Genomic DNA, 20,604 nt, shown 5'->3' on the forward strand with positions numbered 1-20,604 from the left:
TGAATCGGCAGGGGGCGTTTTCCCGAATATAAACAATTTACAAGAATCGTAAAGAGATTTATAAATATCGAATATCGATATTCAAAGCAGCAGAAAACCCGCTGAAAGGACGCGACATGAGCGATAACAACAATTCACTGTTCAACCAGTCGCTGGAGAAAGGCCTGGCCGTGCTGCGTGCCTTCAACGCCCGGCAGCGCACCATGAACCTGGCCGAAGTGGCCGAGGCGGCGGGCATCAACAAGAGCTCGGCGCAGCGCATGATCCACACCCTCGAAGAGCTGGGCTACGTGCGCAAGCACCCGCAGACCAAGCGCTTCCAGCTCACGCCCCGGGTGATGGAGATCGGCTACAACTACCTGGCCGCCGACACCCTGGTGGACGTGGCCAACCCCTTCCTCGCCGAACTGGCGCAGATCACCGGGGAAACCACCAACCTCACCGAGCCCGACGGCCTGGAGATGGTCTACGTGGCGCGCTTCGTGGCGCCCAAGTTCATCCCTATCCACATGCCCATCGGCAGCCGCATCCCCATGTACTGCACCGGCTCCGGCCGCGCCTACCTGAGCGCCCTGGGCGACGACGAAGTGCATGCGGCGCTGGCGGCGAGCGAACTGAAGCGCCACACCCAGCAGACCCTGACCGGCCCGGAGGAAATCTTCGCGCAGATCGAGGCGACCCGGCGCAAGGGCTATGCAATCAACAACGAGGAGCTGTTCCTCGGCGACATGACCATCGCCGCGCCCATCCTCGGCAGCCAGGGCCAGCCGGTGGCCGCCGTGCACGTGGTGGCGCCGACCAGCCGCTGGAGCCTGGAGGAGGCGGAACGCAAGCTGGCGCCTGCGGTGATCGAGTGCGCGCGGGCGATCCGCACCTCGATCAGGACCCTCTGAGCGCCGCCTGGCGCTCGGGGCGGGGGAGGTCGATCAGTCTTCCATCACCTTGATCGACTTGGGCGACAGACGCAGGCTGCGCAAGCTGCGCTTCACGCTCTTGAGGTGGTTGACCAGGGTCGGGCCACGGGCCATGGCCACGCCCATCGCCAACACGTCGATCACCACCAGGTGGGCGATGCGCGAGGTCAGCGGGGTGTAGATCTCGGTGTCTTCCTGCACGTCGATGGCCAGGTTCACCGTGGCCAGGTCCGCCAGCGGCGTCTGGCTCGGGCACAGGGTGATCAGCGTGGCGCCGGCCTCGCGCACCAGGTTGGCGGTGATCAGCAGGTCCTTGGAGCGGCCGGACTGGGAAATGCAGATGGCCACGTCCGACGGCTTCAGCGTGACCGCCGACATCGCCTGCATGTGCGGGTCGGAATAGGCGGCGGCGGTGAGCAGCAGGCGGAAGAACTTGTGCTGTGCATCGGCAGCCACCGCGCCGGAAGCGCCGAAGCCGTAGAACTCCACGCGCTGGGCCTGGGCGCAGGCGGCGATGGCGCGCTGCAGGGCCTGGGGGTCGAGCTTCTCGCGCACGTCCATCAGGGTGTGCAGCGTGGTGTCGAAGATCTTCAGGCTGAAGTCGGCGACCGAGTCATCCTCGTGGATCGCGAACTGGCCGAAGCTGGCACCGGCGGCCAGGCTCTGCGCCAGCTTCAGCTTGAGATCCTGGAAGCCGCCACAACCGATGGCGCGACAGAAGCGCACGATGGTGGGCTCGCTGACCCCGACGCTCTGCGCCAGGTCGGCCATGGAGCTGTGCATGACTGCGGCGGGATCGAGCAGGACGTGGTCGGCGACTTTCAGTTCCGACTTGCGCAGCAGGTGGCGCGACTGGGCGATGTGTTGCAGCAGATTCACTGGGCAGGCTCTTCGAAGTGGGGGATACGCCGCAAGGCTCGATCAACTCGGGGTGGCAACTCGGTTATGATCGACGGCCGTCGGGCTGTAGTGACCTTGTAGTTATACTACATGACCCGCTTTTCCGCTCAGCTAAACCACGCAGGAGTGCACCCTTGACCCAGCCTTGTGACATGTTGGTCTTCGGCGGCACCGGCGACCTCGCCCTGCACAAATTGCTTCCGGCGCTCTACCACCTGCATCGCGACGGGCGCCTGCATCCGCAGCTGCGCATCCTCGCCATCGCCCGCAATCCGCTGGACGCACAGCAGTACCGCGCCCTCGCCGAACGCCATTGCCGCGCCCAGGTGGCCCGCGCCGATTTCACCAACGAGGCCTGGGCGGGGTTCGCCGCGCGCCTCGACTACTTCGTCATGGACGTTTCCCAGAGCGCCGACTTCGGCCGCCTGGCCCGCCACCTGGGCCCGGCCGATGACCGTGGCCGGGTCTACTACCTGGCCATCGCCCCGCGCCTGTTCGAGGACATCGCCCGCCACCTGCAGATCGCCGGCCTCGCCGGGCCCCAGGCGCGCATCGTGCTGGAGAAGCCCATCGGCCATTCGCTGGAATCGGCCCTGGCGATCAACGCCGCCATCGGCGCGGTGTTCGACGAGCGCCAGGTGTTCCGCATCGACCACTACCTGGGCAAGGAGACAGTGCAGAACCTCATGGCCCTGCGCTTCGCCAACGCCCTGTTCGAACCGGTGTGGCGCGCCGGGCACATCGACCACGTGCAGATCAGCGTCTGCGAGACCCTGGGCGTGGAGAACCGCGGCAGCTACTACGACCACGCCGGGGCCATGCGCGACATGGTGCAGAACCACCTGCTGCAGCTGCTCTGCCTGGTGGCCATGGAAGCGCCGGTGCGCTTCGACGCGGACGCGGTGCGTAACGAAAAGGTGAAGATCCTCGAAGCCCTCAAGCCCATCTCCGGGCTCGACGTACAGGACAAGACCGTGCGCGGCCAGTACGGCGCCGGCAAGATCGGCGGCCAGGAAGTGCCCGCCTACTACTTCGAGAAGAACGTCGACAACGACAGCGACACCGAGACCTTCGTCGCCGTGCAGGCCGAGATCGACAACTGGCGCTGGGCCGGCGTGCCCTTCTACCTGCGTACCGGCAAGCGCCTGGCGCGCAAGTACTCGGAGATCGTCATCCAGTTCAAGCCGGTGCCGCACCGCCTGTTCAACGGCGGCGAGGCCAACCGCCTGCTGATCCGCCTGCAGCCGGAAGAGCGCATCAGCCTGCAATTGATGGCCAAGAACCCCGGCAAGGGCATGCGCCTGGAACCGGTGGAGCTGGACCTCAACCTCGCCCAGGCCTTCACCCAGCGCCGCTGGGATGCCTACGAGCGCCTGCTGCTGGACGTGATCGAAGGCGACTCGACCCTGTTCATGCGCCGCGACGAAGTGGAAGCCGCCTGGCGCTGGGTCGACCCCATCCTCGAAGGCTGGCACGAGTACTACCAGAGCCCGCGCAACTACCCCGCCGGCTCCACCGGCCCCGAGCAGGCCCACAGCCTGCTGGAGCTGCAGGGCCGGGAGTGGAATGACTAAAGCGCCCTGCCCCGCCGATTCGTGAATAAATTCGCTCCCACAAAAAGCCAGACCGCTGGGTGGACGTCGCTCTTTACATCCACCGCCACCGATGACCCGTAGGACGGGTAGAGCACAGCGAAACCCATCATTGCGGATATCGGGCATTGCACCCCATCGCCCATGAATTCGCTGCCGGGCGTGACTCCGCCTGGTGGATAAAAGAGCGTTATCCACCCTTGTATCTCGACTAACTACCCCTTCAGGGGTAATAGTTCCCGACTGATCATCGGGGGAGGGGCTGGAAGTCGTGTCCACCCTTAGGCCCTGAGCCTGCGACGTAGATAGTGCTCCGCCCCTCCACACTCACTCGAACAGCCCGAACGGTATCTTGAGCCCAGAGCTCGCATTCACAAGGTTGGGCCGGGTGCAGTGATGATCGCATTTGGAACGATCAGGAGGAGCACACATGCCCAGTGTCATTGGTGTCGACATTGCGAAGCACACGTTCGATATCGCCACCCTGCAGGCGAACGGCAAGTACCGCACCAAGGCCAAGTTGGCCAACAGCGAGGCGGGCTTTCGCACGCTGCAGGAGTGGCTGAACAAGCACAGCGAGGCGGGTGCCTGGGTCGTGATGGAAGCCACCGGCATCCACCATGAAGCCCTGGCCGAATGGCTGCTGGAGCAGAACTATCGGGTCTGCGTCCTCAACCCAGCGCAAATCGCTCACTACGCCCGCAGTCAGCTGCAGCGCGTGAAAACTGACAAGGTCGACGCCAAGCTGATCGCCGAATACGGCGAGCGCCACCAAGACGAGCTACGGCCCTGGCAGCCTGAACCTCGCGCCATACGGCGCCTGAAAGCACTGATGCGGCGCCTGGCGGATCTGCAGGAAATCCAGCAGATGGAGAGCAATCGCCTGGAGGTGGCCGATACCAGCGTGCAGGAGTCGATCCGCTCAGTGTTGCGGCACATCGAGCAACAGATCGAGGAAACCCTCAAGGCGATCAACGACCACATCGACAATGACCCGGATCTGCGTGGCAAACGTGATCTATTGACCAGCATCGATGGCATCGCGGACAAGACAGCCGCCCTGATCCTGGCGGAGCTGGGCGACCCTCATCGCTTCACCAGCAGCCGCGCGATTACCGCCTTTGCCGGGCTCAACCCGCGTTTGCAGGAGTCTGGTAAGTACCGGGGGCAGACCCGCATTTCCAAGATGGGCTCATCGCGGCTGCGTGCTGGGCTGTACATGCCTGCCGTTTGCGCCCTGCAGCACAACGGGGCGATCAAAGCGATGAGAGAACGCCTCAGAGCCAAGGGCAAGACCGGCATGCAGATCATCTGCGCAGCGATGCGTAAGCTGCTGAACATCGCTTATGGCGTCTTGAAATCGGGCCAGCCGTACGACGTAAAACTGGCCCTTGCTCACTAGGGATCAAGACGGTATCTACGCAACGGGATGGTCCGTGCGGGTGGGAGCGGCTTCAGCCGCGAAAGACCCGCCGCCGGCTCGTGGCCCCGAGTGACGGGAAACTCCATCGCGAATGAATTCGCTCCTACGCCTTCACCCCCACCGAGACACCCATGGCCCGCGCCGTCATTGCTCCAGCGCAATACCCGTTCCGCGCGGCTTGCCTAGAATCCGCGGCTTTTCGCGCAACGAGCCCCGCCCATGTCCAGCCGCCAAGCCCCCGAACTGCTCTGCCCCGCCGGCACCCTCAAGGCCATGCGCCATGCCTTCGCCTACGGCGCCGATGCGGTGTACGCCGGGCAGCCGCGCTACAGCCTGCGGGTGCGCAACAACGAGTTCGACCACGCCACCCTGGCCGAAGGCATCGCCGAGGCCCACGCCCAGGGCAAGCGCTTCTACGTGGTGGTCAACATCGCCCCGCACAACGCCAAGCTGAAGACCTTCCTCAAGGACCTGGCGCCGGTGGTGGCGATGGCGCCGGACGCGCTGATCATGTCCGACCCGGGGCTGATCATGCTGGTGCGCGAGCACTTCCCGCAGATGGCGGTGCACCTCTCGGTGCAGGCCAACGCGGTGAACTGGGCCAGCGTGAAGTTCTGGCAGGCCCAGGGGCTGACCCGGGTGATCCTCTCCCGCGAGCTGTCGCTGGAGGAGATCGGCGAGATCCGCCGCGAAGTGCCGGAGATGGAGCTGGAGGTGTTCGTCCACGGCGCCCTGTGCATGGCCTACTCCGGCCGCTGCCTGCTCTCCGGCTACATCAACCACCGCGACCCCAACCAGGGCACCTGCACCAACGCCTGCCGCTGGCAGTACAAGGCCGGGGAAGCCCGCGAGGACGCGCTGGGCGATGTGGTGCACGCCTGCACGCCGCAGCCGACCCTGGGCGAAGGCGCGCCCAGCGAGCGCCTGTTCCTGCTGGAGGACGGCAGCCGCCCGGGCGAGTACATGCCCGCCTTCGAGGACGAGCACGGCACCTACATCATGAATTCCAAGGACCTGCGCGCCGTGCAGCACGTGGGGCGCCTGCTGGAGATGGGCGTGCACTCGATGAAGATCGAAGGCCGCACCAAGTCGCACTTCTACGTCGCACGCACCACCCAGGCCTACCGCCAGGCCATCGACGACGCCCTCGCCGGCCGGCCCTTCGAGCCGCGCCTGCTGGAGCGCCTGGATTCACTGGCCAACCGTGGCTACACCGAAGGCTTCCTGCGCCGCCACACCCACGACCACTATCAGAACTACGCGCACGGCAGCTCGCGGCCCTCGCGCCAGCAGTTCGTCGGCGAGCTGACCGGCGTGCGCCGGGGCGAGATGGCGGAAGTACGGGTGAAGAACCGCTTCGAGGTGGGCGACCGCCTGGAGCTGATGACCCCGACGGGCAACCTGGGCTTCATCCTCCACGGCCTGGAAGGCACCAACGGCGAGAGCCGCCAGGTGGCGCCCGGCGACGGCCACCTGCTCTATATCCCGCTGCCGGCGGACCTCGACCTGGAATACGCCCTGCTGCTGCGCGACCTGCCCGAGGCGGTCAGCGCCACAGCGCCGTCGCCTGCTCCTTGAGCAGCGCGGCGAACACCGGTGCTTCCACCGGCGGGCTGATCAGGTAGCCCTGGATCTCGTCGCAGCCCTGGCTCTTGAGGAAGTCCATCTGCCCCTGGGTTTCCACGCCCTCGGCCACCACCTTGAGCTCCAGGCCGTGGGCCATGGCGATGATCGCGCGGGTGATGGCGGCGTCCTCGCCCCCGGAGGAGAGGTCGCGGATGAAGGTCTGGTCGATCTTCACGTAGTCCACCGGGAAGCGCTTGAGGTAGCTCAGGGACGAGTAGCCGGTGCCGAAATCGTCGATGGCCAGCTTCACCCCCAGGTCGCGCAGCTGGCGGAAGGTGGCGATGACGTGCTCGACGTTCTCCAGCAGGTGGCTCTCGGTCAGCTCCAGCTCCAGCAGGCGCGGTGACAGGCCGGTCTCGTCCAGCACCTGGCGCACCAGGCTGGTGAGGTTGCCCTGGCGCAATTGGTGGCCGGAGAGGTTCACCGAGACGCGGATGTCCGCCAGCCCCTGGCGCTGCCACTCGCGGGCCTGCAGGCAGGCCTGGCGCAGCACGAACTCGCCGAGGGGGGCGATGAGCCCGGTCTCTTCGGCCAGGCCGATGAAGTCACCCGGCGGCACCAGGCCCAGTTGCGGATGGCGCCAGCGGACCAGCGCCTCGGCGGCGTTGAGGCTGTCGTCGGCCAGGCACAGCTTGGGCTGGTAGAAGACCTCCAACTGGCCTTCCTCGATGGCCTTGCGCAGCTGGGTTTCCATCTGCAGGCGCTCGAGGGTGCAGGCCTGGAGGTTGTCAGTGAAGAACTGGAAGGTGTTGCCGCCCAGGTGCTTGGCATGCTGCATGGCCATGTTGGCCTGGCTGATCAGCGTGGAGATCTCGCGGGCGTTGTCCGGCAGCAGGCTGATGCCCAGGGAGGCACTGACCACCAGTTCCTCGCCGCCCACCGTCATCGGCGTGCGCAGCTTGGTCAGCAGGCGACTGGCGGTGCGTGCCAGGCTGGAGAGGCTGCCGTAGGCGTCGAGGATCACCGCGAATTCGTCGCCGGAAAGCCGGGCGATGGTGTCCGCCTCGGGGGCCGCCTGGGCCAGGCGCCGGCTCATCTGCCGCAGCAGCTGGTCGGCCACTTCATGGCCGAGGCTGTCGTTGAGCACCTTGAAGCGGTCCAGGTCGATGTGCAGCAGGGCCAGGCTGCGGCCGCTCTGGCGCGCGCGCTGGCTGGCCTCGTGCAGGCGGTCCTTGAACAGGGTGCGGTTGGCCAGGCCGGTGAGCTCGTCGTAGTGCGAGAGGTAGCGCAGGCGCTCCTCGGCATCGCGGCGTGCGGAGAGGTCGGCGAAAAAGCCGACGATGTGGCTGGCGTTGCCCCGGGCATCACGCACCAGGTTGAGCTGCAGCCACTGCGGGTAGAGCTCGCCGTTCTTGCGGGTGTCCACCAGTTCGCCCTGCCAGCTGCCGCTCTGCTCCAGCTCCTGGCGGATCAGGTGGTACTGGCGGCGGCTCTCGCGGGTGCTGTTGACCTCCACCACCGTGTGGCCAAGCACCTCGTCGCGGCGGTAGCCGGTAACGTCGCTGAAGGCCTGGTTGACCGCCAGCAGGCGGTATTGCGGGTCGAGGATAACGATGCCCTCGCTGGCCGCCTCGAACACCATCGCCGAGAGGCGCTGCTGCTCCTCGGCCTGCTTGCGCTCGGTGACGTCGCGGCGGGTGCCGAGCATGCGCAGCACCTTGCCCTGCTCGTTGCGCTCCACCACCCGGCCACGGTCCTCGACCCAGAGCCAGCGGCCGTCGCTGTGGCGCACCCGGTAGTCGATGGCATAGCCGTCGCTGCGGCCCTTGAGGTGCTCCACCAGGGCACGGCGCAGCAGCGGCAGGTCGTCGGGGTGCAGGCGCGGCTTGAGGTCGCTGAGCACGCGGGTGACGTCGTCCATCTCGATGCCAAAGATTTCCTTCAGGTGCGAGTGATGGACTTCGTCTGTCTCCAGGTTCCAGTCCCACATCCCCAGCTCGCTGGCCTCCAGGGCCATGGCCAGGCGCGCCTCGCTCTTGACCAGGGCGTGGCTGGCGTCGGCCAGCTCCAGGGTGCGCTGGGCGACGCGGATTTCCAGATCGTTATGGGCCGCGCGCAGCTCGCGCTCGGCACGCCGGCGCTGCTCCACTTCCCGCGCCAGCTCGCTGTTGAGCCCTTCGGCGCGGACCTTGGCGTGTTCCAGGTTGTCGATCAGCGCCTGGTTGTGGAAGCGCTGCAGCAGGCTGCGCTGCACCAGGCGGTTGACCTGCCAGGCCACCACCATCAGCGCCGCCAGGAGGATCAGGCTGAGCAGCCCCCAGCCCCGCTGCAGCGGCTCGCCGCTGGCCAGCAGCCAGGACACGGTGGGCACCAGGCACGGCAGGGCGAAGGTGAGGAAGGCCTGCAGGCTGACGGCATAGGCGACGCTGGCGGAAAGGATGGCAGCGGCGATCAGGCCATAGACCAGCGCCTGCTGCAGAAAGGCGTCGCCCGGCACCAGGAAGATCACCGGCAGGGCCAGGGTCAGGCCGGAGGCGGCGGCGCCGAGGAGGAAGGTGCGGCGCCACTGGGGCTGGGCCTGGCGCGAGGGCAGCGCGGCCTTGAAGGCGGCCACCTGGGTCAGGCGCAGCACCGCCAGCAGCACCAGCCAGACCAGCCAGCCACCCAGCAGCAAGCCGTTGGCGGGCTCCCACAGCAGGTAGGCGCAGACCAGGCCGTTGAGCAGCATGAAGAGCGTGGGGGTTTGCGAGCCCTGATAGAGCAGGCGCGTGCGCTCCACGGCCAGATCCGTCGCGAAATGCTGGCTGATGGCGCGGCTGTCGTCGCCGTGCAGGTCGATTGGGGCTTCGTTGGGTGTCGCGGTCATAGGCGATTTTCTTGTAATGGTTGCCTAGGCGTCGGCGGAGCTTACCCGAGCAGAACGAGCTGCCAAAGCTTTATGTGCCCGGTTTTGACAGCGCGCCGCCTAACTTTCGGCGGGCCTTCGGGATGCAGCGCCCGCACCGTCTGGCTGACCATCCGGTCATCGGTTTGCCCTCGCCTGGGTCGGTCAATAGAATGCCGCGATGCATGACGATCTCTCTCTACTCCTGAACTCCCTGAACGACGCTCAACGCCAGGCCGTAGCGGCCTCGCTGGGGCGTCAATTGGTCCTCGCCGGCGCCGGCTCGGGCAAGACCCGCGTGCTCGTGCACCGCATCGCCTGGTTGATCCAGGTGGAGCACGCCTCGCCCCACTCGATCCTCTCGGTGACCTTCACCAACAAGGCCGCCGCCGAGATGCGCCACCGCATCGAGCAGCTGCTGGGCATCAACCCGGCGGGCATGTGGGTCGGCACCTTCCACGGCCTGGCCCATCGCCTGCTGCGTGCCCACTGGCAGGAAGCCGGCCTGGCCGAGAACTTCCAGATCCTCGACAGCGATGACCAGCAGCGCCTGGTCAAGCGGGTGATCCGCGAGCTGGGCCTGGACGAGCAGCGCTGGCCGGCACGCCAGGCGCAATGGTTCATCAACGGGCAGAAGGACGAGGGCCTGCGCCCGCAGCACATCCAGGCCGGCGGCGACCTGTTCCTCGGTACCATGCTGAAGATCTACGAAGCCTACGAGGCTGCCTGCGCCCGCGCCGGGGTCATCGACTTCTCCGAGCTGCTGCTGCGCGCCCTGGACCTGTGGCGCGACAAGCCGGGCCTGCTGGCCCACTACCAGCGCCGCTTCCGCCACATCCTGGTGGACGAGTTCCAGGACACCAACGCCGTGCAATACGCCTGGCTGCGCCTGCTCGCCCAGGGTGGCGACAGCCTCATGGTGGTGGGCGACGACGACCAGTCCATCTACGGCTGGCGCGGCGCCCGCATCGAGAACATCCAGCAGTTCTCCAGCGACTTCGCCGACGCCGAAACCATCCGCCTGGAGCAGAACTACCGCTCCACCGCCGGCATCCTCAAGGCCGCCAACGCCCTGATCGCCAACAACCAGGGGCGCCTGGGCAAGGAGCTGTGGACCGACGGCGAGGACGGCGAGCCCCTGGGCCTGTACGCCGCCTTCAACGAACACGACGAAGCCCGCTACGTGGTGGAAAGCATCGAAAGCGCGCTGAAGGACGGCATGGCGCGCAGCGAGATCGCCATCCTCTACCGCTCCAACGCCCAGTCGCGGGTGCTGGAAGAGGCCCTGCTGCGGGAGAAGATCCCCTACCGCATCTACGGCGGCCAGCGCTTCTTCGAGCGCGCCGAGATCAAGAACGCCATGGCCTACCTGCGCCTGCTCGACGGCCGTGGCAACGACGCCGCCCTGGAGCGGGTGATCAACGTCCCCGCCCGCGGCATCGGCGAGAAGACCGTGGAAAGTATCCGCGAATTCGCCCGCGCCCAGGACGTCTCCATGTGGGAGGCGATCCGCCTGCTGGTGGCCAACAAGGGCCTGCCGGGCCGCGCATCCGGCGCCCTGGCGGTGTTCATCGAGCTGATCGAGAACCTCGCCGCCAAGGTCCTGGAGATGCCCCTGCACCTGATGACTCAGACCGTCATCGAGCAGACCGGGCTGATCACCTACCACAAGGAAGAAAAAGGCGAGAAAGGCCAGGCCCGGGTGGAAAACCTGGAGGAACTGGTCAGCGCCGCCCGCGCCTTCGAGAACAACGAAGACGACGAGGAACTCACCCCGCTGCAGGCCTTCCTCAGCCACGCCTCGCTGGAGGCCGGTGACACCCAGGCCGACGCCTTCGAAGACAGCGTGCAACTGATGACCCTGCACAGCGCCAAGGGCCTGGAATTCCCCCTGGTGTTCCTGGTGGGCATGGAAGAAGGCCTGTTCCCCCACAAGATGAGCCTGGAGGAATCCGGCCGCCTGGAGGAGGAACGCCGCCTGGCCTATGTCGGCGTCACCCGCGCCATGCAGCGCCTGGTGCTGACCTACGCGGAAACCCGCCGCCTGTACGGCAGCGAGACCTACAACAAGGTGTCGCGCTTCGTCCGAGAAATCCCCCCGCAGCTGATCCGCGAAGTGCGCCTGAGCAACAGCGTCAGCCGCCCGGTGGCGGGCAGCAACCGCAGCACCGGTTCGATGTTCGCCGGCGCGGAAGTGCCGCAGACCGGCTTCAACCTCGGCCAGCGCGTGCAGCACTCGCTGTTCGGCGAGGGCACCATCCTCAACTTCGAAGGCTCCGGCGCCCAGGCCCGGGTCCAGGTGGCGTTCGAGAGCGAAGGCAGCAAATGGCTGATGCTCGCCTACGCCAAGCTCGAACCCCTCTGATGCCTTCCCAGGCCCCGTCGTCATGGTGGGGCCCGGCGCAGCGCCCCTTGGCAGTTATCCACAGGCACGGCAGGATGGCCGCTCCCATCCTCCTTGCGGAAACACGGACGTGCGCCTTCCCCTGCTGCTGCTCAGCCTGATCATCGCCACCAGCATCGAGGCCGCCCCCGGCTTCGAGGTGAAGCGCGACACCGACAGCTACCGCGACTGGAACACCGGGCAACGCCGCGAGCGCACCGAAACCTCCCTGCGCCTGGACGGCGGCACCCTGTCGATGAAGGCGCTCGCACAGCTGCTGGCGACCGACGGCAAGCCCATCTACCCGACCCTCTGGGACGCCCGCGTGAGCGGCCCCGACCAGGCGCTGATTCTCTTCAACCGTGGCAGCGGCCAGGACTTCGAGCTGGCCCGCCTGTACCGCAAGAACGGCGGCAAGCCGCAGGCCGAGGTGTTGCTGCGCGACCTGCCCTACAACTGGTTCAACGACGCCCGCCGCAAAGGCTGGGTGAGCGTGGGCGGCGCGGACCGCCTGTACCTGGTGCAACTGCAACCGCTGCGCATCGTCGATGCAGGCCCCGGCGCGCTGCTGGATGTGCGCGGCGACCTGGCCGTGCTCGCCGACCCGGGCTGGAACAAGCGCCCGCCGGCCTTCCGCGCGGTGGACATGCAGCGTGGCCGCGAGGTCGCCCGCCTGGAGCTGGACCCCGCCTGCTTCGTGCTGCCCGACTTCGAGTTCAGCCACCCGCTGATCTATTCCGGGCTGGGCTCCTCCACCCCCGAGCGCCTGCGCTTCCAGGACGGCCCCGCCTGGCTCGAGCACAACCTGGAACTGCTCACCGCCCCCAAGCCGGCCTTGCGTCTGCGCCCGACCCAGCAGCTGCCGCAACCCGACCCGGTGCGCTGGGGCGTGACCCTGCGCGAGGTGGACGCCGGCCCGCAACCGCGTACCCCGGAGTCCATGGGTGACGCCTCCAGCCCGGAAATCGAAGAGTTCGCCGACACCCTCGACCTGATCCCCGAGCAATGCCAGGCCAGCAACCCCAACCCGCCGCTGCGCGCCGGCCAGGAGCCCTACCCCAGCACCAGCGTGGCGACCGATGACCTGTGCCTGGGCGAGCTACTGAAGGGCGTGCCCGCCACCCTGCGCGAGCAACGCTGCGTGCTGCCGGCACGCACCCGCACCCTGGCCGGCAGCACGCAGTGGGCGCTGGAAGAGGTGCGCTACGGCTATCGCCCGGGCGGCAAGGGTACGGCCATCGAGCAGACGGTCTACCAACTGCGCCAGGGCACGACGGTGAACCGCTACATCGCCGGCAGCCGGGGCTTTGACGAGGCCCTCGCGATCCGCGAAGTACTGCCCACTGGCAAGGGCGAGGCCCTGCTGAAGACCCGTGGCGACGGCGCCTATGAATTGCTGCGGGCCTCGACCGACGCCGGCGGCAAGCTGCGCCTGGAGTACCTGGACACCCTGCCCTACCCCGCCAGCCCCTTCGACGCCAGCCGCGCGAGCTGGGTCTACCTGCGCAAGCCAGGGCTGCTGGTGCGCCTCGCTCCCTTCGCCTATGAGCAGGCCGGCGAGAGCCTGCTGGATATCCGCGGCGAAACCCTGCTGTACGCCTATGGCGACAGCGAGACAGACCGCCTCACCCTTGGCCAGCGAACCTTCGGCAGCGACCACGCCGACGACTCGCCCCTGCCGGGCCTGGTACTGAACGCCAAATGCCGCCGGGAGGACGACCCCTACTGGGAGTTCACCCTGCCACCGGTCAACGCGACGCTGGAGCAATCCGCCGCCTGGTTCGCCCGCCACTTCGACTACCAGCCCGGCGCCAAGGGCGCCATCCGTCTGCGCGCCGACCACCAACTGCGCGCCCGTCCGGGCTGTGCTGCACGGTAGGTTGTGGGCCGGGGTTCACCGTGGGAGCGGCTTCAGCCGCGAAGCGCTCGCCGAATAGCCTTCAGGGGGGCCGGTAGCACCATCGCGAATGAATTCGCTCCCACGGGAAGCACGCCGGCCCCGGCGGCATACGCCCGCAGCGCAGCCGTAAAAAATCCCGATACATTCTGCCGCTAGCCATCACGAACGCGACTGTGCAGCATGGCGCGCGTGGACCCTTAACCAAGAGATGCCTGTGATGCGCCGATTTCTCAGTATTGCCCTGGCCCTATGCGTCGGCCTGACGCTCAGCCTGGATGCCAACGCCAAGCGAATGGGCGGCGGCAAGACCTTCGGCTCCGCGCCGACCCACCAGACCCGCCAGCCGCAGCCCAATACCCCTGCCGCCACCCCGACCGCCCCCGGCCGTCAGCCCGCTGCAGCCAGTGGTGCTTCGCGCTGGCTCGGCCCGCTGGCCGGCCTCGCCGCCGGTGGCCTGCTCGCCTCCATGTTCATGGGTGACGGCTTCCAGGGCATGCAGATCTTCGACTTCCTGATCATCGCCCTGATCGCCTTCGTGATCTTCCGCTTCATCGCCGCCCGCAAGCGCCAGCAGCAGGGCCATCAGCCCGCCATGGCCGGCGGCCCGTTCCAGCGCGAAATGCCGCAACAGCAGCCGGCACCGATCTTCGGTGGCAGCGCCGCGCCGGCAGCGGTGGCCCAGCGTGCGTTCAACGCCCCGAGCTGGTTCAACGAAGAGCGCTTCATCGAAGCCGGCCGTGAGCACTTCCTGTCCCTGCAGCAGCATTGGGACGCGGCCGAGATGGACAAGATCGCCGAGTTCGTCACCCCGCAGATGCTCAGCTTCCTCAAGGAAGAGCGCGCCAGCCTGGGTGATGGCTTCCAGTCCACCTACATCGACAACCTGCAGGTGCAGCTGGACGGCATCGACGAACTGGCCGACAAGACCGTCGCCACCCTGACCTTCAACGGCGTGTCGAAGACCTCGCGCTTCGACCAGGGTGAAGTGTTCAGCGAAAGCTGGCGCATGGAGCGTGCCAACGGCGACGACCAGCCCTGGCTGGTGGCGGGCATCCGCCAGAACTGATCAGCGTTCGCGCAATGAAGAAACCCCGGGCATGCCCGGGGTTTTCTTTTGTGTGTTCGACCAGCCGCTGGGCTGATCGACATGTAGGGTGGATGACGATCTTCTCATCCACCAGGCGATGCCACAGGAAACACCCTGCATGGGCCACAGCAGGGACTGCTACGCGGTCCTTGGCGAATGAATTGGCTATGTCTGCGTTGAGTGTTGCTAGAGGATTTGAGTCCAGCTGATTGCTGAGTCCTGGTGATGTTTCTGGTTTCGCCCTCCCGGGCGAGTCCCTTTTCCAATCGTTGAAAAGGAACCAAAAAACTTGCCCCATCATCCGGCCCGACTGCGTCGTGTTCCCTCACTCCATCGCCGCTCTGGGGGCCGGCGCGATGGGCCGTCCATGGCCTGGCGCGCCTCTCGCGGCATCCATGCCGCTCGTCCCCCGGCGCAACGACTGCGTTCGGCCTCCTGGAGGGGCGTTGGCGGCTGCTCCAACTTTCTTAGTCCAGCGCATCACCACAGGTGCGCACAGGCTTTCGTAGGATGGTGTAGAGCGAAGCGAAACCCATGCGGTGGAGGTGGCACAAACCCTCAAGCGCCCGGAAAGTACCGTGCTTGAGCGCCTGCATTAAAACCACAACAGCTAACGCCGACAGAGCCAATGAATTCGCCCCTACAGGGTAATAGCCACCGGCGTCAGACCGTCGCCTTGCGCATGCCGATATGGGGGATGTCGTCCTCCAGGTAGACCTCGGTCACCGGCACGAAGCCGTAGCGCCCGTAGTACTTCTGCAGGTGCGCCTGGGCCGAGAGGTACACAGGCAGCCCCGGCCAGCGCCGCTGGCAGTCTTCCAGGGCGCGCTCCATCAGCTGGTGGCCCAGCCCGGTGCCGCGCGCCGCTTCGGCGATCACCACGCGGCCGATCACCACGTCGCCCTGGTTGCGCTGCGGGTCCAGCAGGCGCAGGTAGGCCACCAGCGCATCGCCGTCGCGGGCCATGAGGTGGCAGCTGTCGCCTACCAGGTCCAGACCGTCCACTTCCAGGTAGGGGCACTTCTGCTCGACGACGAAGACCTGGGTGCGCAGGGCGAGGATGTCGTAGAGCGCCTGCTTGTCGAGTTCGGTGTGATGGCTGCTGCTCCAGACGATCGGCATTGGGGGCTCCGTGGTGGTGAATGCGAAGGCGGCAGTATGCAATGCACCACCACCGGACGAGCGGTCCGCCTGCGGTTTTTTTCTTCCGGGTGCCAGCTACTGTATAAAGCGCATCCCAATGCACGAGGGCCTGTCGCCGTGGAAGAAGTCATCGAACAGCTGCGTGAACTCAACGAACCCGTCCCCGTCCCGCTGGAGCTGCCGGACGACGAGCTGCTGGTGGAGATCGAAGAGCAATTGCTGATCAACCTGCCCTTCGAGCTCCGCGAGTTCCTGCTCAAGGTCAGCGATGTGGTCTACGGCCGCCTGGAGCCGGTGACCGCGACCGACCCGCAATCCCACACCTACCTGCCGGAAGTGGCCTCGGTGGCCTGGGACCTGGGCGTGCCCCGCGACCTGGTGCCGATCTGCCAGGACGGCCGCGACTACTACGTGGTCGACCTGGAGGGCGAGGTGCTGCTCTGGTCCGGCGACGAGGGCGACATGACCGACGAGAGCTGGGACTCCGTCTGGCACTGGGCCCGCGACGTGTGGCTGGCGAGCTGAACCGCTAGCGGTGGTGATCCTGGCTCTGCTCCAGGGTCTCCATCAGCGCGATCTGCATGCGTGAATGCACGCGGATCAGCCAGCGCCACAGCAGCGCGATCACCCCGGCCGCCAGCAGCGCGATCAGCACCAGCAGCTCCAGGGTCGGCAGGATGCTCGCCGACAGCGCCATGAGCAGCAGCATGATCACCCCCAGCGACAGCGCCGGGATCACCTCGGCGATCACCTTGCGCACCCGCGCGGTATGGCGCCCGGCCTTCTCCGGGGTCACGCCCATTTCCGCCAGCAGCATCGACAGCGCCTTGAGCTTGCGGTACGCGGCGATCAGGAAGGGCAGCGACAGCAGCAGCGCGGCGCCCCAGACCAGGCCCTTCTGCAGGTTCGCCTGGCCCACCCAGTCGCTCAGGTAGCCAGCCAGGGTGCCGGCGAAATAGGCGCCGGAAAGGAAGATCGCCACCACCAGCGCGATGTTCACCCCCACCTGCAGGAGGATCTTGCGGATCATCCCCGCCAGCACCGCGCCCTGCCCCTGGGGCTGGATGCTGCGCAGCCAGTCGCCGTAGAGGTTGAACACCCGGGCGATGCGCGAAGGCACGATGCCGGCGAGCTTTTGCGACAGCGGGTCGGCGGAGCGGATCAGGTAGGGCGTGAGCAGCGTGGTGATAGCCGAGACCGCCACCGCCACGGGGTAGAGGAAGTCGCTGGTGACCTGCAGGGTCATGCCCAGCGCGGCGATGATGAAGGAGAACTCGCCGATCTGCGAAAGGCCCATGCCGACCCGCAGCGAGGTGCGCCCGTCATTGCCGGCGATGAAGGCGCCGATGCCGCAGGAGACCATCTTGCCCAGCACCACGGCGACGGTGATCACCGCGATGGGCCAGGCGTATTCCACCAGGATCGCCGGGTCGATCATCAGGCCGATGGCGACGAAGAAGATGGCGCTGAACATGTCGCGCACCGGCTCCACCAGCCGCTCGATCTGCGCCAGCTGGCGCGACTCGGCGATGATCGCGCCGATCAGGAAGGCGCCCAGCACCATGCTGTATTCCAGCTTCACCACCAGCAGGCAGAAGCCGAAGCACAGCCCCAGCACCGTCACCAGCAGCATCTCGTTGCTCTCGAACTTCGCCACGTAGGCCAGCAGGCGCGGCACCAGCAGGATGCCGATGACCAGCGCGACGACCATGAACAGGCTGAGCTTGCCCACCGTGGCGAACACCTGGCCGGTCTCTACCGAGCCGGACAGGGCGATGCCCGACAGCAGCGCGATGATGCCGATGCCGAGGATGTCCTCGACGATGAGCACGCCGAAGATCAGCTGGGCGAAGCGCTCGTTCTTCATCTTCAGGTCGCTGAGCGCCTTGATGATGATGGTGGTGGAGGAAATGGCCAGGATGGCGCCGAGGAACAGCGAATCCATGGTGCTCCAGCCGAAGAAGGCGCCGATCTCGTAGCCGATCCAGATCATCAGCACGATTTCCAGGAAGGCGGCGATGAAGGCCGTGGCGCCCACCTTGAACAGCTTGCGCAGGCTGAACTCCAGACCCAGGCAGAACATCAGGAAGATCACCCCCAGCTCGGCGAGGATCTTGATGGTCTCTTCTTCGTGGATCAGGGCGAAGGGCGGCGTGTGCGGGCCGATGAGGAAGCCGGCGATGATGTAGCCCAGCACCACCGGTTGCTTGAAGCGGTGGCAGAGGATGGTGACCAGGCCGGCCACCAGCATGATCACCGCCATGTCCTGGATGAAACTGATGGCATGCATGGCGCACCGGCTCCTTTTCGCTGGTCAGTGCGCTGGACAATGCCGCGCCCGGGGTTGCTCGCTTGGCTCCTTGGGAGCCCCTGTATGAATTAGGGAAGTTCCTAGTCAGAACTTTCGGCAGAGTAACACCGGGCATTGCAGCGTCTTTTTCGGCGAAACAAACCGAAACAGCTTTGCTCGTCAGCTGCCGTTCTTCGCCTGGGCGGTCTCCAGCTCCAGCAGGTTCATGAGGAAATTGCCGAAGTAGGTCATGTCCTGCTCGATGGCCGCCCGGGCGCCCTTGGCGTCGCCGGCGAGCACCGCCTTGAAGGCGTCCTCGTGGAAATCGTTGAGGCGCAGGGACAGGTCGGCCTCGGTGAACAGCTGGTTGAAGAAGGGGCCGACCTGCAGCCACAGCGACTCGATCATGCGCAGCAGCGTGGGGTTGGCGCAGGCGCGGTAGAGGGTCATGTGGAACAGGCTGTTGTCGTCCAGGTAACCCTGCACGTCACGCTGCTCCAGGGCGCGCTCCATGTTCTCGACGCAGCGTCGCAACTGCTCGATGTCCTCCGCGGTGAGCCGCGGCGTGGCGGTCTCCACGGCCAGCCCCTCGAGGGACAGGCGCACCAGGAAGATATGCTGGAAGCGCTCGCGGGTCATGATCGGCACCCGCAGGGAGCGCTGCGGCTCGCCTTCCAGGGCGCCTTCGGCCACCAGGCGCTGCAGCGCCGCACGCACCGGCATCGGGCTGGTGCCCCATTCGGCGGCGAGGTCGCGGATCTTGAGGCGCTCGCCGGGCTGGAAACGCCCCGCCAGCAAGCCTTCACGTATTCGTAGGTAAAGCTGTTCCTGCAGGTTATCGGCCATGGGTCACTCCTGGATGGCCGGTGGAGCCGGCAGCTGGGCGAGGGTAAGGCTGCAATTGCGCATGGGAATCTCCGGTGTGGGGCGGCTGCCCGCTTGTGGATAACCCGCCGGGCGCGCCGCGAAGGCGTGGCGCGTACCTGGGGACAAGGCCGATCGGCCTCCGCTCTGTGTGATCACAAAAGCAGTTCGATCATAAGCTTTTGCTGGAAACAGTCCAGCTATTGACATATCTGTGATCACAAAACAGGATGTGCGGAAATTCGAACGAGGTGTTCAAGCATGACCGCCAGTGGCATCGCAGAATCCGCCGTTGAAACCTTCGCCGCCGCCGAGCGTGCCCGTTTCATCGCCCACAATCCCAAATCCCTGGCGCTCGCCGAGCGCGCCCGCCAATCGCTGTTCGGCGGCGTGCCGATGCACTGGATGAGCGACTGGTCGACCCCCTGCCCGCTGTTCGTCGAGCGTGCCCAGGGCGCGCGCTTCCACGATGTCGACGGCCACGAGTACGTGGACTTCTGCCTGGGCGACACCGGCAGCATGTTCGGCCACTCCCCCGAACCCATCGCCCGCGCCATCGCCGAACAGGGCGCGCGCGGCCTGACCACCATGCTCCCGGGCGAAGACGCCGTGGTCGCCGGCGAGCTGCTGGCCGAGCGCTTCGGCCTGCCCTACTGGCAGGTGGCGACCACCGCCACCGACGCCAACCGCTTCGTCATCCGCTGGGTGCGCGCCATCACCGGGCGCAAGGTGCTGCTGGTGTTCGACGGCTGCTACCACGGCACCGTCGACGACGTTATGGTGCGCCACCGCGACGGCCGCACCGTGCACCGCAGCGGCCTGATCGGCCAGGCACGCAACCTGGCCAAGACCAGCCGCGCCGTGCCCTTCAACGATCTCGAGGCGCTGGAGCAGGCCCTGGCGCAGAACGACGTCGCCGCCGTGCTCTGCGAACCGGCGATGACCAACATCGGCATGGTCCTGCCCGATGCCGGCTACCTGGAGAAGCTCCGCGAGCTGACCCGCCGCCACGGCACCCTGCTGATCATCGACGAGACCCATACCATCTCCACCGGCCCCGGCGGCTGCACCCGCGCCTGGAACCTGCAGCCGGACTTCATCACCCTCGGCAAGCCCATCGCCGGCGGCGTGCCCTGCTCCGTCTATGGCTGCACCGCCGAAATGGCCCAGGCCATGAAGCTGGCCCGCAAGCACGCCAGCGAGCAATCCGGCGGCCACGGCCACAGCGGCATGGGCACCACCCTTTCGGCCAATGCCCTGGCCATGCACTGCATGCGCGCCAACCTGGAACAGGTGATGACCCCAGCCGCCTACGCCCACATGTTGCCCCTGGCGGCGCGCCTGGCCGAAGGCTTCCGTGGACTTATCCACAAGCACCGCCTGGCCTGGTCGGTGACCGAGCTGGGCGCCCGCTGCGAGTTCCAGTTCTGCGCCACCTCGCCACGCACCGGCGCCGAGGCCGAAGCGGCCTTCCACGACAGCCTGCAGATGGCCCTGCACCTCTACCTGATCAACCGGGGCATCCTCATCACCCCGTTCCACAACATGACCCTGTGCTGCCCGGCCACCACCGAAGCCGATGTCGACCGCCTGATCGCCACCCTCGACCAGGCCCTGGCCGAGCTGCTGGCCATCCCCGGCGCCCGCCTCTGACCGCG

Annotated in this window: 14 protein-coding genes; 9 read left to right on the top strand and 5 right to left on the bottom strand. The window is 66.7% G+C overall.

Going from position 1 to position 20,604, the window contains the following annotated elements; all coding sequences use genetic code 11:
* Window positions 1-116 precede the first annotated feature (116 nt).
* Window positions 117-893 (top strand): IclR family transcriptional regulator, encoded by a 777-nt coding sequence (locus PI990_RS31095; protein ID WP_271659453.1) that lies wholly within the window; start codon window positions 117-119, stop codon window positions 891-893.
* 33 nt (window positions 894-926) lie between these two features.
* Here the strand turns inward: PI990_RS31095 and hexR are convergent, their stop codons facing one another.
* Window positions 927-1,793, bottom strand: a complete 867-nt coding sequence (hexR, locus tag PI990_RS31100) for a transcriptional regulator HexR (protein WP_021220975.1) — start codon at window positions 1,791-1,793, stop codon at window positions 927-929.
* 173 nt (window positions 1,794-1,966) lie between these two features.
* Between hexR and zwf the strand changes: the two genes are divergently transcribed.
* The 3 genes from zwf (at window position 1,967) to trhP (ending at window position 6,407) form a co-directional block, all read left to right on the top strand.
* Window positions 1,967-3,388: a glucose-6-phosphate dehydrogenase gene (zwf, locus tag PI990_RS31105; RefSeq protein WP_263403901.1), complete on the top strand. Its 1,422-nt coding sequence runs from the start codon at window positions 1,967-1,969 to the stop codon at window positions 3,386-3,388.
* A gap of 448 nt (window positions 3,389-3,836) precedes the next feature.
* On the top strand, window positions 3,837-4,808 hold the full coding sequence (locus PI990_RS31110) for an IS110 family transposase (protein WP_043247430.1): 972 nt from the start codon (window positions 3,837-3,839) through the stop codon (window positions 4,806-4,808).
* A gap of 240 nt (window positions 4,809-5,048) precedes the next feature.
* On the top strand, window positions 5,049-6,407 hold the full coding sequence (gene trhP / locus PI990_RS31115) for a prephenate-dependent tRNA uridine(34) hydroxylase TrhP (protein ID WP_271659454.1): 1,359 nt from the start codon (window positions 5,049-5,051) through the stop codon (window positions 6,405-6,407).
* Here the strand turns inward: trhP and PI990_RS31120 are convergent.
* Complete coding sequence (locus PI990_RS31120) at window positions 6,376-9,261, bottom strand: putative bifunctional diguanylate cyclase/phosphodiesterase (RefSeq protein WP_271659455.1); 2,886 nt, start codon at window positions 9,259-9,261, stop codon at window positions 6,376-6,378. The two genes, trhP and PI990_RS31120, sit on opposite strands and share 32 nt — an antisense overlap.
* Window positions 9,262-9,460: 199 nt before the next feature.
* On the opposite strand from PI990_RS31120, the gene uvrD reads away from it, so the two are divergent.
* From uvrD to PI990_RS31135, 3 genes are all read left to right on the top strand, one after another.
* Window positions 9,461-11,644: a DNA helicase II gene (uvrD, locus tag PI990_RS31125; RefSeq protein ID WP_271659456.1), complete on the top strand. Its 2,184-nt coding sequence runs from the start codon at window positions 9,461-9,463 to the stop codon at window positions 11,642-11,644.
* A 109-nt stretch (window positions 11,645-11,753) separates the two neighbouring features.
* Window positions 11,754-13,541, top strand: coding sequence for a hypothetical protein (locus PI990_RS31130; RefSeq protein ID WP_271659457.1), 1,788 nt, complete (start codon window positions 11,754-11,756; stop codon window positions 13,539-13,541).
* A 238-nt stretch (window positions 13,542-13,779) separates the two neighbouring features.
* Window positions 13,780-14,628: a Tim44 domain-containing protein gene (locus PI990_RS31135; RefSeq protein WP_271659458.1), complete on the top strand. Its 849-nt coding sequence runs from the start codon at window positions 13,780-13,782 to the stop codon at window positions 14,626-14,628.
* Window positions 14,629-15,312: 684 nt separating this feature from the next.
* Here PI990_RS31135 and PI990_RS31140 read toward each other — a convergent pair.
* The gene (locus PI990_RS31140; RefSeq protein ID WP_271659459.1) at window positions 15,313-15,771 is read right to left on the bottom strand and encodes a GNAT family N-acetyltransferase; all 459 of its coding nucleotides are present in this window, start codon (window positions 15,769-15,771) and stop codon (window positions 15,313-15,315) included.
* Window positions 15,772-15,909: 138 nt separating this feature from the next.
* Between PI990_RS31140 and PI990_RS31145 the strand changes: the two genes are divergently transcribed.
* The gene (locus PI990_RS31145) at window positions 15,910-16,317 is read left to right on the top strand and encodes an SMI1/KNR4 family protein (RefSeq protein WP_021220983.1); all 408 of its coding nucleotides are present in this window, start codon (window positions 15,910-15,912) and stop codon (window positions 16,315-16,317) included.
* Window positions 16,318-16,321: 4 nt separating this feature from the next.
* Here PI990_RS31145 and PI990_RS31150 read toward each other — a convergent pair whose 3' ends face one another.
* Together PI990_RS31150 and PI990_RS31155 are read right to left on the bottom strand one after the other, a co-directional pair.
* Entirely contained in the window at window positions 16,322-18,082 is a 1,761-nt protein-coding gene (locus tag PI990_RS31150; protein ID WP_043243077.1) for a cation:proton antiporter, read from the bottom strand.
* 180 nt (window positions 18,083-18,262) lie between these two features.
* On the bottom strand, window positions 18,263-18,928 hold the full coding sequence (locus tag PI990_RS31155; protein WP_271659460.1) for a GntR family transcriptional regulator: 666 nt from the start codon (window positions 18,926-18,928) through the stop codon (window positions 18,263-18,265).
* Between the two features lie 279 nt (window positions 18,929-19,207).
* On the opposite strand from PI990_RS31155, the gene PI990_RS31160 reads away from it, so the two are divergent.
* Entirely contained in the window at window positions 19,208-20,599 is a 1,392-nt protein-coding gene (locus tag PI990_RS31160; RefSeq protein WP_271659461.1) for an aspartate aminotransferase family protein, read from the top strand.
* Window positions 20,600-20,604: the final 5 nt, after the last annotated feature.

The sequence above is a fragment of the Pseudomonas sp. TUM22785 genome, from assembly GCF_028198105.1.
Taxonomy (GTDB): Bacteria; Pseudomonadota; Gammaproteobacteria; order Pseudomonadales; family Pseudomonadaceae; genus Metapseudomonas; species Metapseudomonas solani.